At 72.1% G+C, this 14,215-nt stretch carries 17 protein-coding genes; 10 read left to right on the plus strand and 7 right to left on the minus strand.

Annotation, left to right across the window (positions count from 1 at the left end; translation table 11 throughout):
- Positions 1-26: 26 nt before the first annotated feature.
- The gene (locus ACIBI9_RS02995; RefSeq protein ID WP_397220235.1) at positions 27-1,112 is read right to left on the minus strand and encodes an AraC family transcriptional regulator; all 1,086 of its coding nucleotides are present in this window, start codon (positions 1,110-1,112) and stop codon (positions 27-29) included.
- Between the two features lie 53 nt (positions 1,113-1,165).
- Between ACIBI9_RS02995 and ACIBI9_RS03000 the strand changes: the two genes are divergently transcribed.
- Entirely contained in the window at positions 1,166-2,290 is a 1,125-nt protein-coding gene (locus ACIBI9_RS03000; RefSeq protein ID WP_394494349.1) for an MFS transporter, read from the plus strand.
- Between the two features lie 157 nt (positions 2,291-2,447).
- On the opposite strand, the gene ACIBI9_RS03005 is transcribed toward ACIBI9_RS03000, so the two are convergent.
- The 3 genes from ACIBI9_RS03005 to ACIBI9_RS03015 form a co-directional block, all read right to left on the minus strand.
- Complete coding sequence (locus ACIBI9_RS03005; protein WP_397220236.1) at positions 2,448-3,929, minus strand: trypsin-like peptidase domain-containing protein; 1,482 nt, start codon at positions 3,927-3,929, stop codon at positions 2,448-2,450.
- A 105-nt stretch (positions 3,930-4,034) separates the two neighbouring features.
- Entirely contained in the window at positions 4,035-5,033 is a 999-nt protein-coding gene (gene ligD, locus ACIBI9_RS03010) for a non-homologous end-joining DNA ligase (protein ID WP_397220237.1), read from the minus strand.
- 48 nt (positions 5,034-5,081) lie between these two features.
- A complete protein-coding gene (locus ACIBI9_RS03015; protein ID WP_397220238.1) occupies positions 5,082-5,276 on the minus strand; it encodes a hypothetical protein in 195 nt (64 codons plus the stop codon).
- A gap of 387 nt (positions 5,277-5,663) precedes the next feature.
- Here ACIBI9_RS03015 and hisD point away from each other — a divergent pair, with 387 nt between their 5' ends.
- The 9 genes from hisD to hisF are packed head-to-tail and all read left to right on the plus strand — an operon-like array spanning position 5,664 to position 11,700.
- Complete coding sequence (gene hisD, locus ACIBI9_RS03020) at positions 5,664-6,980, plus strand: histidinol dehydrogenase (protein WP_397220239.1); 1,317 nt, start codon at positions 5,664-5,666, stop codon at positions 6,978-6,980.
- The gene (locus ACIBI9_RS03025) at positions 6,977-8,047 is read left to right on the plus strand and encodes a histidinol-phosphate transaminase (protein ID WP_397220240.1); all 1,071 of its coding nucleotides are present in this window, start codon (positions 6,977-6,979) and stop codon (positions 8,045-8,047) included. The genes hisD and ACIBI9_RS03025 overlap by 4 nt, the downstream gene beginning before the upstream one ends.
- Complete coding sequence (gene hisB, locus ACIBI9_RS03030; protein WP_185073043.1) at positions 8,044-8,637, plus strand: imidazoleglycerol-phosphate dehydratase HisB; 594 nt, start codon at positions 8,044-8,046, stop codon at positions 8,635-8,637. The genes ACIBI9_RS03025 and hisB overlap by 4 nt, the downstream gene beginning before the upstream one ends.
- Positions 8,634-8,789, plus strand: coding sequence for a hypothetical protein (locus tag ACIBI9_RS03035; protein WP_394494361.1), 156 nt, complete (start codon positions 8,634-8,636; stop codon positions 8,787-8,789). The genes hisB and ACIBI9_RS03035 overlap by 4 nt, the downstream gene beginning before the upstream one ends.
- A complete protein-coding gene (gene hisH / locus ACIBI9_RS03040; protein WP_397220241.1) occupies positions 8,780-9,418 on the plus strand; it encodes an imidazole glycerol phosphate synthase subunit HisH in 639 nt (212 codons plus the stop codon). Before ACIBI9_RS03035 ends, hisH begins: the two co-directional genes overlap by 10 nt.
- 39 nt (positions 9,419-9,457) lie before the next feature.
- On the plus strand, positions 9,458-9,787 hold the full coding sequence (locus ACIBI9_RS03045; RefSeq protein ID WP_192792284.1) for a hypothetical protein: 330 nt from the start codon (positions 9,458-9,460) through the stop codon (positions 9,785-9,787).
- Complete coding sequence (priA, locus tag ACIBI9_RS03050; protein WP_397220242.1) at positions 9,788-10,510, plus strand: bifunctional 1-(5-phosphoribosyl)-5-((5-phosphoribosylamino)methylideneamino)imidazole-4-carboxamide isomerase/phosphoribosylanthranilate isomerase PriA; 723 nt, start codon at positions 9,788-9,790, stop codon at positions 10,508-10,510.
- A 42-nt stretch (positions 10,511-10,552) separates the two neighbouring features.
- A complete protein-coding gene (locus tag ACIBI9_RS03055; protein ID WP_357728606.1) occupies positions 10,553-10,942 on the plus strand; it encodes a Rid family hydrolase in 390 nt (129 codons plus the stop codon).
- Positions 10,939-11,700 (plus strand): imidazole glycerol phosphate synthase subunit HisF, encoded by a 762-nt coding sequence (hisF, locus tag ACIBI9_RS03060; RefSeq protein WP_357728603.1) that lies wholly within the window; start codon positions 10,939-10,941, stop codon positions 11,698-11,700. Before ACIBI9_RS03055 ends, hisF begins: the two co-directional genes overlap by 4 nt.
- Before the next feature lie 60 nt (positions 11,701-11,760).
- On the opposite strand, the gene ACIBI9_RS03065 is transcribed toward hisF, so the two are convergent.
- The 3 genes from ACIBI9_RS03065 to ACIBI9_RS03075 all read right to left on the minus strand — a co-directional run bounded on the left by ACIBI9_RS03065 (position 11,761) and on the right by ACIBI9_RS03075 (position 14,158).
- On the minus strand, positions 11,761-13,122 hold the full coding sequence (locus ACIBI9_RS03065) for a glutamine synthetase family protein (RefSeq protein WP_397220243.1): 1,362 nt from the start codon (positions 13,120-13,122) through the stop codon (positions 11,761-11,763).
- A gap of 62 nt (positions 13,123-13,184) precedes the next feature.
- Entirely contained in the window at positions 13,185-13,400 is a 216-nt protein-coding gene (locus tag ACIBI9_RS03070) for a hypothetical protein (RefSeq protein WP_185079467.1), read from the minus strand.
- 128 nt (positions 13,401-13,528) lie between these two features.
- Positions 13,529-14,158 (minus strand): TIGR03085 family metal-binding protein, encoded by a 630-nt coding sequence (locus ACIBI9_RS03075; protein WP_397220244.1) that lies wholly within the window; start codon positions 14,156-14,158, stop codon positions 13,529-13,531.
- Between the last annotated feature and the right edge of the window lie 57 nt (positions 14,159-14,215).

Consider the following 14,215-nt stretch of genomic DNA (forward strand, 5'->3'; position numbering starts at 1 on the left):
GCTCACGGGATCCCATTGTAGCGAATCTACAATGTAAAGGCCTTGCCGGGCGTGTACCCGAACGCCCTCCTGAACACGTCGATGAACGCGCTCGCGGAGGCCCACCCGCACCGGTGGGCGACGGTGGTCACGGCGACGCCGTCGGCCAGCAGGAGCAGCGCGTGGTGCAGACGGAGCTGGGTGCGCCACTGCGGGAAGCTCATGCCCAGCTCGCGCCGGCACAGCCTGGCCAGCGTACGGTCGCTGGTGCCGGCTTGGGCGGCCAACTGGGCCAGGGTCCTGCTGTCGGCGGGGTCGCGGTGCAGGATCGCGCAGACGGCGGCCAGCCTGGGGTCGCGGGCGGTGGGCAGGTGAAGCGGCTGCTCGGGGGCGCGCTTGAGCTGATCGACGAGCACGGCCCACAACCGCTCCCGCTCCCCGCCGTCCCCGGTGTCGCCCACGCCGCCGCGCCCGCCGCCGTCTTCACCGCTGCGCTCACTGGAGCCTCCCGCGCCACCGCGCCCACCGCTGCGCTCTCCGGTGCCGCCGTCGCCGCCTCGGCCGGCGCCAGTGCCAGGGACGGTGCTGGGGCTGCGGTCGTCGCGCAGGGCGTCGTGGAAGGCGTGGTCGTGGTCGGTGCTGCCGGGTGATTCGGCGCGGCCGGGGGTGGCCGGCGGGCGGCGGGTGTCGGCGGGGTCGAGGGGACCGTCTTCCGGGGCGCCGGCGTTCCTCGCGTGGCCGTCGCCGCGGTGCGGTGGTGGGGGGCCGAGACCGTCACGGTGGTGGGGCGGTGAGGGGTGGGTGTCGGTCGTGTAGGCGATGATCAGCTCGCGGAGCAGGGGGCCGACGACGAGGACGGTGGGGTGGTCGAGGCCGAGGGGGTTGTCCGCGAGGCCCACCAGGCGGAGGTCGGTGTCGCCGTGGGCGCGGTGTTCGTGGACGGTGCCGGCCGGGATCCAGATGGCCCGGTTGGCCGGAGCGACCCAGGTGCCCGCGCTGGTGGTGACCGAGAGCACGCCGCGGCAGGCGTAGACGATCTGGTGGGTGTCGTGCCGGTGCGCGTCGATGCCCGCGCCCGGCGCCAGCGGCCGCCGCCCCGTCGGCGCCTCGGGGAGATGGCGGATTGGCGTCATGGATTGGCATTTTATCGGAAGCGGGCCAGCCGCCATCGGGAAAGGATCGGGGGGTGAACAGGACCCCGATGCTCGCCGCCGGCCACGCGGCCGTGGACTTCTACCAGGGCGCCGTCCCCGCGCTCGTGCCCTTCCTGGTGGCCGGCCGCGGTTACGGGTACGTCGCCGTGTCCGGCATCGTGCTGGCCGCGACGCTGCTGTCGTCGGTCGTGCAGCCGGTGTTCGGCGTGCTGACGGACAAGTGGCGGATGCCGTGGCTGATCCCGGTGAGCACGCTCGTCGCGGGCGCCGGGGTGGCGCTCGGCGGGGTGACGGACTCCTACGTGCTGACCTGGCTGGCCGTGGCGCTGTCCGGCCTCGGCGTGGCGGCCTACCATCCGGAGTCCGCGCGGCTGGCCAGGATCGCGAGCGAGGGCAGCCACGTCCGCATGAGCTGGTTCTCGCTGGGCGGGACGCTGGGGTTCGCGTCGGCTCCCGTGCTGGTGACGCCGTTGCTGGCGGGGTGGGGGCTGGGCGCCTCGCCGTTCCTGGCCGCGCCGGCGGTGCTGGGGGCGGTGGCGACGCTCCCGGCGGTCCGGGCGCTGGCCGGGGGAGGGCGGGCGGCGCGGGCCGCGGCGCCGGTGTCCGGCCGGGACGACTGGCCGTCGTTCGTCAGGCTGACGCTGGTGATCGTGTTCCGCTCGGTCGTGTACGTCGGGTTGAGCGCCTTCGTGGCCCTCTACATGGGAGGCGGGGCGGCGGGCGCGGTGGCGTTGTTCGTGCTGTTCGCGGGCGGGGCGGTCGGGACCGTGCTGGGCGGCAGGGCGGCGGCCCGGTGGGGACGGATGCGGACGATGCGCCTGGCCTACGCGCTGGCGGTGCCGGCGGTCGCGGGGGTGGTGCTGGCGCCGGGACCGGTCGCGTACGTCTTCGTCGCGGCCTCGTCGATCGCCCTGTATGCGCCGTTCTCCTTGCATGTCACGCTGGGCCAGGACTTCCTGCCCACCCGGGTGGGCACGGCCGGCGGCGTGACCCTGGGGCTCGCGGTGAGCGTGGGCGGCCTGGCCAGCCCGCTGGTGGGCGCGCTCGCCGAGGCCACCACGTTGCGGACGGCGCTGGCGTGCCTGATCGTCTTCCCGGCCCTGGCCTGGTTGCTGGCCCGGACGCTGAAGGAGCCGGTGCTGGAGCCCGCCGCCTGACCTTCCGTCGCCGCCGGTCAACCATGGCCCACGGAGACGGGCAAGTCGGCGACGTCACGGTCCGCGCCCGTGCGGCCGAGGGGCGTTGAAGTGAGGGCCGGTCGTGACGGCGGCGGGCGGTGGTCGCCCGTGCTCCGCCGTAAAGGCTGGGTGTGGTTCAGCGGCGGTAGGTGGAGAGGGCGACGGTGCTGGTGTTGTCGCGCGGGTTCGGGTCGAGGCGGGAGGAGTCCACGTGCGTGGTGACGCGCGGGTGGAGGGCGGCCCGGCGGTTCACGCGGACGCGGGCCGTCAGCTGGACCGGGCTCCCGGGGTGGATGGAGGCGATCGTGCAGGTGGCCTGCCTGCCCGAGCGCTTGCACGAGGCGCCGTTCACCGAGGACAGGCTCGTACCGGCCGGCACGGTGAACGTGACGGGCACCTGGGCGGCGCCCATCAGCCCGCGCATGGTCACGGTGGCCCTGACGATCGCGGTGCCGCCGCCGCGCCTGATCGGGCGGCGCGGGCCGGAGGTGCTGATGGACAGCGCGTCGTACACCCCCTGCGGGTCGGCCTGCTTGATGATCGCGCCGTAGCTCTCGGTGTTGAGGGCGTTCGCGACGGAGTAGCCGTCCGCACCCCCGTCCTCCGTGCCCGCCGACAGCACGCCGATCAGGTCGTCGGTGCCTCTGAGCAGCCACGGGCCGCCGCTGTGGCCCTTGAACAGGTGGCAGTTGCGCGTCTCCATGCGCCCGCCGTCGGAGGTGGCGGTGATGCGGGAGACGAAGAGGGTGCCGGTGTCGGCGATGCCGCCGGTCGGCTCGGCCTTGGCCAGGCACCAGAGCTGGTCCCTGCCGTCGTACGGCTTCCTGCCGGTCACGCCGGGGTAGCCCGTCGTGGCGACGGTGTACTCGCCGCCCTGGTTGCGGATCGGGGTGAAGGCGCCGACGGCGTCCTGGAGCGTGCGGTTCTTCCTGCCGACCTCGATGAGGGCGATGTCGTATTGCGAGTTCCAGTCGCCGCCGCTCATGCCGGTGTAGGCGTCGGGCTTCCACGCCCGCCGGGCGCCCCACCGCCCGTACGGCTCGCGACCCCGCACGTCGGCGGCCTGCCCGTCGTACGCGGGCACGAACGCGAAGTTCGTGTGCCACTGGCCGGCCGACGCGCCCAGCGGCACGCTGTACACGCAGTGGGCGGCGGTGACGATGAGCAGCCCGACCGCCGAACGCACGACGGACGCGGTGCAGGAGTCGTCGAGCCCGCTGGAGTTGACGTAGAACAGCCGGCCGGTGACGCGGCTCTGGGACGCGGCGGTGTACGGGCGGGGCATCGGGGCGTAGCCGTTGGTGTCCCCGGCCGGGGTGATCCGTTTGCCCTCCGGCACGCTGCGCCGCTGGATCGGGGCCTCCAGGCTCTTCGGCAGCCCCGTGGCGCCCTGGGCTCGGGTTTTCAGGCTCTTCGGCAGCTCCGTGGCGTTGGCCCGGGCCTGCTTGCCGGCGGTCCAGTAACGCACGGCGCGGGCGGGTTGCATCAGCGGGGACGACGCGGCGCCCCAGGCGCGGTCCTGGACGGGGGTCAAGGGGGGCTGCTGCCCGGCGGCCGCGGGCACCGCGAGGGCGACGCCGGCCAGCGTGGTGAGCGTGGTGACCAGGACCTTCGGCACGGTGTCCCCTTTAAGTGAAATCGACGACGTCTCGATCACTCTAGGTTACGAAATACAGACGAAGCGTAGTTAGGCGCCCCGTGTCGCCATACCGCCCCGGGGCGTTCAGCCGGCTTCGCGGCCCGGCGGCAGGAACTCGGCGGTGCTGGTCTCGGAGGGCTCGCGATCGGGCCGCAGCCCCCGCCACGACGGGTGGCGCAGGCGGCCGTCGCCGGTGACCTCGGTGTACTGCACCTCCCCGACCACGCGCGGCTCCACCCACCGCGCGTCCTTGGCGTGCTCGCGCGGGACCGGCTCGTCGAACGGCGGGTCGGGGCGTTCCAGAGGCGCCAGGCGTTCGCCCAGGTCGAGCAGCATGGCCTCGGTGAACCCGGTCCCGACGTGCCCCACGAACCGCAGCCGCCCCCGCTGGTCGTAGGCGCCCAGCAGCAGCGACCCGATCATCCCGGAACGCCGCCCGCCCCCCGGCTTCCAGCCGCCGATCACGACCTCGGTGGCGCGTACGTTCTTGACCTTCGTCCAGTCGCTGCTGCGCCTGCCTGGCCGGTACGGCGAGCCCACCCGCTTGCACACGACCCCTTCGAGCCCGAGCTGCCGGGAGGAGTCGAACGCGAGCCCGGCGTGGTCGGCGAACCACACGGGCACCTCCCAGCGGTAGCCGGGCGTGAACGTGGTCTCGAGCAGCTCCCTGCGGGCGCTGTAGGGACGGGAGACGGTGCTGTCCTCGTCGAGGTGCAGGATGTCGAACGCCATGAACGTCACCGGCACCGACCTGGCCAGTTCGGCCACCGCCGCCGGGTTGCGCTGGTGCATCCGGGGCTGCAGTGCCTCGAAGCTGGGCCGCCCGGTCTCGTCGAATGCCACGATCTCCCCGTCGATCACGGTCGCGTGCCCACCGGCGGCGCCGGCCATGAGCTGGAGCTCGGGGTAGGCGGGGGTGATGTCCTTGGCGTTGCGCGACATCAGCCGGACGGAGCCGCCCTGGAGGTAGGCGAGGGCGCGCACGCCGTCCCATTTCATCTCCACGGCCCAGTCCGCACCCTGGACGGAGGTCAGGGTGCCGAGCTGCGCCAGCATCGGCGCGTAGGCCGGCAGCCGCACCATGGTGCATGCCGTACCCCGCGGGACTGATCGACAGTGGCGGAGCGGGGTCTACAGATGGTCAAGCGCGCTGTCTTCGACGAGCTCGGCCAGGTCCACGCCGTGGGCGGCGAGCTCGGCGACGGTGGCGCAGTAGCCCTGCAGGTACGTCGTGCCGTTGACCCGGTGCGAGACACGCAGCAGCGGGCGATCGTCCAGGATGATCGCCTCCACCACGATGCCGCCAGGGCCCCGCCACTGTCCCACCCGCGTAACTGTAAGGGCGCGGACATAATGGACACGTAATGGGAAAGTACGCACCTGGCCTCGACGGGTGGGGCGACGGCTTTTCCGGGACATGGGCTCTCGACCTCTGGGTAAAGAGAAATTGGCGCCTTTTTAGGCGTTCGGCGTTATCGGGGGGCTTGGGGCGGGCAGTGGTGACGGCTCAGCTTTCCCGGCCGTGGCCGTGCCCCCGCGACGGCCACGGCAGTGCCCCGGCGGGCCCGGTCCGGGGCTGTGGCGGCCGTGGGCTGCGACGTCGGCGAGCGCCGCCCACGGCCACCCGCCATCCTCCGTTCCGGTGAGGGCGGCACGCCGTCCCGGATGGTGGACAGAACCTGATTCAGGGGCCGGACTCCGTAGACTGTGATGGTGATTTCCCGTATTGACATGCGTGGTTCTCTGCCGGAGGACCTGCGCGACGTGCTGCCCCGCGCCGAGCTCGACGTCGAGGCCGCCCTGGAGAAGGTGCGGCCCATCTGCGACGACGTGCGCCATCGCGGGGCGGCAGCCGTACGGGAGCTGACCGCCAGGTTCGACGGCGTCGAGATCGCCACCACCCGCGTCTCCGCCGAGGCCGTCGACCAGGCTCTGCGTGAGCTCGACCCCAAGGTCAGGGCGGCGCTGGAGGAGTCGATCAGGCGGGCCAGGCTGGTCCACCGCGATCAGCGGCGCACCGAGGTCACCACCCAGGTCGTGCCCGGCGGCACCGTGACCGAGCGGTGGGTGCCGGTCGACCGGGTGGGCCTCTACGTCCCCGGCGGCCGCGCGGTCTACCCCTCCAGCGTGGTCATGAACGTCGTCCCGGCGCAGGAGGCCGGCGTCGGCTCGCTGGCCGTGACCAGCCCGGCGCAGAAGGAGTACGGCGGGCTGCCGCACCCCACGATCCTGGCCGCGTGCGCGCTGCTCGGCGTGGACGAGGTCTATTCGGTGGGCGGGGCGCAGGCGGTGGCCATGTTCGCCTACGGCACGGAGGAGTGCCCGCCCGCCACCATGGTGACCGGTCCCGGCAACATCTGGGTGGCGGCGGCCAAGCGGCTGCTCAAGGGGCGCATCGGCATCGACTCCGAGGCGGGCCCGACCGAGATCGCCATCCTGGCCGACGAGACGGCCGACCCGGTCCACGTGGCCGCCGACCTGATCAGCCAGGCCGAGCACGACCCGATCGCCGCCGCCGTGCTGGTCACCACCAGCGTCGAGCTGGCCGACGCGGTCGAGAAGGAGCTGCCGGGTCAGGTGTCGGCGACCAGGCACTCCGAGCGCATCGCCGAGGCGCTGGGCGGCAGGCAGTCGGGCATCGTGCTGGTCAGCTCGATCGAAGACGGCATCAAGGTCGTCGACGCGTACGCCGCCGAGCACCTGGAGATCCACACCGCGAACGCCGCGGAAGTAGCCGGAAAGATCCGGAACGCCGGGGCCATCTTCGTGGGCACGTACGCCCCCGTGTCGCTCGGCGACTACCTCGCCGGGTCCAACCACGTGCTGCCCACGGGCGGCTGCGCCTGCCACTCCAGCGGCCTGTCGGTGCAGTCGTTCCTGCGCGGCATCCACGTCGTCGACTACACCCGCGACGCCCTCGCGGGCGCGGCGGCCCATGTGTCGGTGCTGGCGGACGCCGAGGACCTTCCGGCCCACGGCGCCGCGGTCCGCGCCCGATTCGACTGGCAGATTCCCACGGAGACCGCGTGAACCTCGACGACCTGCCCATCCGAGACGACCTCCGGGGTAAGTCGCCGTACGGCGCGCCCCAGATCGACGTCCCCGTAAGGCTCAACACCAACGAAAACCCCTACCCGCCCTCGCCGGAGCTGGTCGCCGACCTGGCCGAGGCGGTCCGGGCGAGCGCGGGCGAGCTCAACCGCTACCCCGACAGGGACGCCACGGCCCTGCGCGCCGACCTGGCCGGCTACCTCGGCCACGGGCTGACCACCGAGCAGGTGTGGGCAGCCAACGGCTCCAACGAGGTGCTCCAGCAGATCCTGCAGGCCTTCGGCGGCCACGGCCGCACGGCCATCGGGTTCGAGCCGTCGTACTCGATGCACCCGATCATCACCAGCGGCACCAGCACCGAGTGGATCGCGGCCAGCCGCGAGGACGACTTCTCGATCGACCCCGGCAAGGCGACGGCGGCGATCGAGGAGCACCGGCCCGACATCGTGTTCCTGGCCTCGCCCAACAACCCGACCGGCACCGCCCAGCCGCTCGAGACCATCAAGGCCGTCCTGGCCACCGCCCCGGGCATGGTCGTGGTCGACGAGGCCTACGCCGAGTTCGCCCGCGAGGGCACGCCGTCGGCGCTCACCCTGCTGCCCGAGCACCCCAGGCTGATCGTCACCAGGACGATGTCCAAGGCGTTCGCCATGGCGGGCACCCGGCTCGGCTACCTCGCCGCCCACCCGGCCGTGGTGGAGGCGCTGCTGCTGGTGCGCCTGCCCTATCACCTGTCCACGCTCACCCAGGCGGCGGCGCGCGTGGCGCTGCGGCACCGCGCCGAGCTGCTGGGCACGGTCGACGCGCTGCGGCGCGAGCGCGACGACACGGTCGCGTGGCTGCGCTCCAAGGGCCTGGCCGTGGCCGACTCCGACGCCAACTTCGTGCTGTTCGGGCGCTTCCCCGACCGGCGCAAGGTGTGGGAGGGGCTGCTGGAGCGCGGGGTGCTCATCCGCGAGGTGGGCCCGCCACAATGGCTGCGGGTGTCGATCGGCACCGGTGAGGAGATGGCGGCCTTCCGCGCCGCCCTGGAAGGAGTCTTGTGAGTCGCGTAGGCCGCGTCGAGCGCGTTACGAAGGAGACCTCGGTCCTGGTGGAGGTCGGCCTCGACGGCACCGGCCGGGTCGAGGTGTCCACCGGGGTCGGCTTCTTCGACCACATGCTGGCCCAGCTCGGCAAGCACGGGCTGTTCGACCTGACGGTCAAGACCGAGGGCGACCTGCACATCGACTCCCACCACACGATCGAGGACACCGCGCTCGCGCTGGGCGCGGCGTTCCGCGAGGCGCTGGGCGACAAGTCGGGCATCAGGAGGTTCGGCAGCGCGTCGTGCCCGCTGGACGAGTCGCTCGCCCAGGTCACCGTCGACCTGTCCGGGCGCCCCTATCTCGTGCACTCCGAGCCCGAGGGCATGGCGCCGATGATCGGCCCCGAGTACGACACGACGATGACCCGCCACATCCTGGAGTCGCTCGTCGCGCAGGCCGCGATCTGCCTGCACGTCCACGTGCCCTACGGGCGCAACGCCCACCACATCGTGGAGGCCCAGTTCAAGGCCCTGGCCAGGGCGCTGCGTGAGGCGTCCGAGCTCGACCCGCGCGCCACGGGCGTGCCGAGCACCAAGGGCGTCCTATGACCGAGAACATCCTCGCCATCGCGATGGTGTTCATCGGGCTGTTCCTGATCGGCGGCGTGTTCTCGCTGGCCAAGCAGGGGCTGAAGATCGGTGCGGCCGTCTGCGCGCTGGGCGCGGCGATGGCGATCACGGCGGGGGTGCTGTGGTGGTAGGCAAGAAGGTTGTGGTGCTCGACTACGGGTCGGGCAATCTGCGCTCGGCCGAGCGGGCGCTGGCCAGGGTGGGCGCCGACGTGACCGTCACGTCCGACTTCGACGCCGCCATGGAGGCCGACGGGCTGGTGGTGCCGGGCGTCGGCGCGTTCGAGGCGTGCATGACCGGGCTCAAGAGCGTGCGTGGCGAGCGGATCATCGGGCGGCGCCTGTCCGGCGGGCGTCCGGTGCTGGGCATCTGCGTGGGCATGCAGATCCTGTTCGCCCGGGGCGTCGAGCACGGCGTGCAGACCGAGGGCTGCGCCGAGTGGCCGGGCACGGTGGAGCGGCTCGAGGCGCCCGTGCTGCCCCACATGGGGTGGAACACGGTCAAGGCGCCCGCCGACAGCGTGCTGTTCGCCGGGCTCGACGCCGCGACGCGCTTCTACTTCGTGCACTCGTACGGGGTGCGGGAGTGGGAGCTGCACGCCGGCGAGGGGTTCGCGGAGCCGCTGGTGACCTGGGCCGAGCACGGCGTCCCGTTCGTGGCCGCCGTCGAGAACGGCCCGCTCAAGGCCACCCAGTTCCACCCCGAGAAGTCCGGCGACGCCGGAGCCGTGCTGCTGAAGAACTGGCTCGGCACGCTGTGAGCGCGCCGAGCACCCGGCTCTCGTGAGCAAGGAGCTCCCATGAGCAAGGAACGCGCGCGCCGCAGGGCCGAGCGGGAGGCGGAGCGGGCGCGCGCGATCCGGGCCAACGAGGAGCGGCAGGCGCGCCGGGCCCGCCGCCGCGCCCTCCTGGCCCGGCTGACCCCGCGCCCGGTGCGGTTCTACCGCCAGGGCGGCCTGATCGCCCGCCGCCATCGCGCCCAGAACATCGTGGTCGCGCTGGGCTTCCTGTTCGTCCAGGCCATCGTGTGGCTGGTGTGGGGCTCGCTCCCGCTCAGCCTCGCCGTCCTGGTCTTCTCACTGCTGCTGGTGCCCGTTGTCGTGACCCTCGCTTTCGACCGGAGGATCTGAATGTCGCTCGTATTGCTGCCCGCCGTGGACGTCGTCGACGGCCAGGCCGTGCGCCTGGTGCAGGGCGAGGCCGGGACCGAGACCGGCTACGGCGAGCCGCTGGCCGCCGCGCTGGCCTGGCAGGAGGCGGGCGCCGAGTGGATCCATCTGGTCGACCTGGACGCCGCGTTCGGCCGGGGCAGCAACCGGGAGCTGCTCGCCGACGTCATCGGGCGGCTCGACGTGAACGTGGAGCTGTCCGGCGGCATCCGCGACGACGACTCCCTGGCCGCCGCGCTGGCCACCGGCTGCCGCCGGGTCAACATCGGCACCGCCGCCCTGGAGAAGCCCGAGTGGTGCCGGAAGGTCATCGCCGAGCACGGCGACAGGATCGCGGTCGGGCTCGACGTGCGCGGCACCACGCTGGCCGCCCGCGGCTGGACCGAGGACGCCGGTGACCTGTGGGAGGTCCTCGACCGCCTCGAGGCCGACGGCTGCCCCCGTTACGTCGTCACCGACGTGACCAAGGACGGCATGCTGAAGGGCCCCAACCTCGACCTCTACCGCCGGATCCTGGCCCGCACCAGCCGGCCGGTCGTGGCGAGCGGCGGCGTCTCCTCCATCGATGACCTGGTCGCGCTCGCGTCCCTCGTCCCCGACGGGCTGGAGGGCGCCATCGTGGGCAAGGCCCTCTACGCTCACGCGTTCACACTGGAAAACGCGCTTGACGCAGTACGCGTGTAGCTCTTGCCGGGAGGGGGCGAGATGAGCGTCAGCATCTTTGGTATGGAAAGCACCGGACGCAGGGTGTTTTCCGGCGGCATCTGGGAGGAGCGGTACGGCTACGCCCGTGCCGTCGTGGCGGGTGACCGGGTGATCGTGTCCGGCTGCACCGCCACGGTCGACGGAGAGGTGCGCCATGTGGGCGACGCCTACAGGCAGAGCCTGACCGCGATCGACATCGCGCTGGAGGCCGTCCTGATGGGCGGTCTGACCAGCGAGGACGTGGTCATGGTCCGTTACTATGTGGTGGAGCAGCGCCACTTTGACCTCGTCGGGCAGGCCATCGGCGAGGTCTTCGGCAAGGTGCGCCCCGCCTGCACCGGAGTGAGGGTGGCCGGGCTGGTCGACCCGAGAATGCTGGTCGAGATCGAAATCGAGGCACACCGAGCATGACCGTAGCCGTAAGAGTCATCCCCTGTCTCGACGTGGACGCCGGCCGCGTGGTCAAGGGCGTCAACTTCGAGAACCTCCGCGACGCGGGCGACCCGGTCGAGCTGGCCAGGCGCTATGACGAGGAGGGCGCCGACGAGCTGACCTTCCTCGACATCACCGCGTCGTCCGGCGAGCGGGAGACCATGCTCGACGTGGTGCGCAGGACCGCCGAGCAGGTGTTCATCCCGCTCACCGTCGGCGGCGGCGTGCGTGCGGTGGAGGACGTCAACCGCCTCCTGCGGGCCGGGGCCGACAAGGTCTCGCTCAACACCGCGGCCATCGCCCGGCCCGAGCTGCTCACGGAGGCGTCCCGCCGCTTCGGCGCCCAGTGCGTCGTGCTGTCCGTGGACGCCCGCCGCGCGCCCGGCACCCCCAGCGGGTTCGAGGTGACCACGCACGGCGGTCGCCGCGGCACCGGGATCGACGCGGTGGAGTGGGCGGCCCGCGGCGAGGAGCTCGGGGTGGGGGAGATCCTGCTCAACTCGATGGACGGCGACGGCACGCTCGACGGCTACGACCTGGAGATGCTGCGCGCGGTCCGCGCCGCGGTGCGGGTGCCGGTGATCGCCAGTGGCGGCGCCGGCCGGCTGGAGGACTTCCCTCCGGCGGTGGCGGCGGGCGCCGACGCGGTGCTCGCGGCGTCGGTGTTCCACTTCGGCACGCTCAAGATCTCCGAGGTCAAGGACACGCTCCGGATGGCGGGCCACCCGGTCCGCTAGCCCACCGGGGCGGGTGTCACGCGTGCGGGCGGGTCGAAAAGGCCCGCCTGCGCGCGTCCGTCAGAAGACCCGCAGGTGGTGGAACAGCTCGTACGCGACGTCCTTCGCGGCGAACGCCGCCGCCTCCGAGCGCTTGACCGCCAGGTACGCGCTGCGCCGCAGCGGCCCCAGCGCCTCCATGAGCACCTCGTCGGCCTCCAGCGCGTCCAGCGCCTCGTCCAGCGACGCGGGCAGGCGGGTGTACTGGCCGGGCCGGGTGTCCGGGTCGACGTCCACGGCCGGCCCCGGGTCCAGCTTGCGCCGGATGCCGTCCAGGCCGGCGTGGATGACGGCGCCGAGCGCCAGGTAGGGGTTGGCGGAGGAATCGGACGGTTTGAACTCCAGGTTGGGTTCGCCGCTCTCGCCGAGCGGGGAGCACACGCGTACGGCGGCCTCGCGGTTGTCGGGCCCGTAGACGGCGTACGCGCTGGACCACGTGCGGGGCGCCAGCCGCCGGAAGCTGTTGACGCTCCCGCACGTCAGCGCCGTCAGGCCCGGCAGGTGAGCCAGCAGGCCGCCGATGAACCCGTCGCGCACCTCGCCGTCCTCGGCGAAGACGTTGCGGTTGTCGCTCCACAGGGACAGATGCAGGTGGGCGCCGTTGCCCGCCTGGTCGGCCAGCGGTTTGGGGGCCAGCGTGGCCCACATCTGCATGCGCAGCGCCGTCCCGCGCACGGTCTCGCGGTAGAGGACGTGGTTGTCGGCGGCGCGCAGCGCGGGCGCGTGGCGCACGGACAGCTCCTGCTGGCCGGGCCCCAGCTCCGGATGGTAGTGCTCGACCCGCAGCCCCTGTGTCTCCAGGGCGTGGATGAGCTTGATCGTGTAGTCGTGGGCCGTGTCGAACCCGGCGTTGGCATAGCACAGCGAGTCGTCGAGCGGGACCAGCCGGTCGGGGCCGCCGGTCGGGTCGGGCAGGCGGCGGCCGAGCGTGAACTCCGGCTCGAACGCCGCGACCAGCGTGTAGCCCTCGGTGGCGAGCTCGGCGACGGCGTCCTTGAGGAAGGTGCGCGGGCAGGCCCCCCATGGCGAGCCGTCCGGCAGGCGCAGGTCGGACAGCATCGCCGCCGCGCCCGGCGCATGGGGCAACGGGACGTAGGTGGCGGGGTCGGGGACAATGCGTACCTCGCCCACCGGACCCATGTGCTCGACGTCCTGGAGCTGGTCGAGCATGTTCATCGCCATCATGGCCACCGTGTGCCCGATGCCCGTGCTGAGCCGTTCTGCCAACCTCGACCGGGACGCGGCCTTGCCCCGGATCACGCCACCGTGGTCGGCGTACAGAAAACGGATCAGCTCGATGCCCTCGAGCTCGGTTCGCTCGAGGATCCGCCGCGCGTTCGGATCGAGCTGATTGATCTTGTTGCCGCTCGGGCGATCTCTCATCCTGCCTGCGTAACACGATCCGGCAGCGCGGGGAAGCATCTGGCGCAGACAGAAGCCTCGCGTCAGGTCAGAACATTTGTAAAGAACACAGCCAATTGGTCGGCTCCGTGAAGGATTCCTTCAAACACTCCGTTGACCGCCGCCGCAGCCTGGGTCGGCTTGGTGAACAGGTAGAACACCACGAACGCGACAGCCACGTAGGTGATCACCTTCTTGACCTGCATGGGGGCCTCCTGCAGTCCATTCCCAGCCGTATATACCCGGATCTGGGCGATCATCGGCATCTTCTGTGAAGATGTACATGATCCTAACCGGGGGGCTTCCTTACTGAGCCAATGGTAAGCGCAGAAGGTCTGGCGTGAGCCCCTAGTTCACCGGGATTTCCGCGATAGGTCGCCCGGATCGCTCAGACGCCGAGGGAGGCGTCGCGGAGCCGTTCGACGGCCTCCGGATCGCCCGTCAGCTCCACCTTGGCGTGCCGCTGCCGCCCGAAGCAGAACATGAGCAGCTCGGCCGCCCGGCCGGTGACCTCGACCCGCGCGCCTCCGCGGGGGCCGCCGAGCGCCACGCCGCCGCCGAGCCGGTGCAGCACCACGCCGACCGGCGCCTTGCGCAGCATCAGCCGGGCCCCGGTGGCGACCCGCTTCCAGACGAGCCGTTCGAGGTCGTCGGACAGCTCGCGGGGCTCCCATGACGGCTGGGCGCGGCGGACGTCCTCGTGGTGGACGAAGTACTCCAGCGTGTTGACGGCGTCGTCGAGGAAGGGCAGCAGCCCGTAGACGCCGCCCGGCTTGCGTACCAGGCCGACCAGTTCGGGGAAGGGGTGCCGGGCCTTGAGGCCGTCCTGCACCGAGGCGGTGTAGCCGGCGAGGGGCTTGAGCGCGATGCCGCCCATCGCGTCGGGCCTGCGCTCGCGCAGCACCAGGTGGGCGGCCAGGTCGTAGGTGGTCCAGCCCGTGCAGAGCGTCGGGGCGTCGGGACCGAGGCGGTCGAACAGGTCGCAGAGCGCGGAGCGTTCGTCGCGGGCGTACGTCACGTGGTCAACCCTACCGGTGGGAATAACGTGCATATCTGGAGTGATAGTGACTTAGGT

The sequence above is a fragment of the Nonomuraea sp. NPDC050451 genome, from assembly GCF_044458585.1.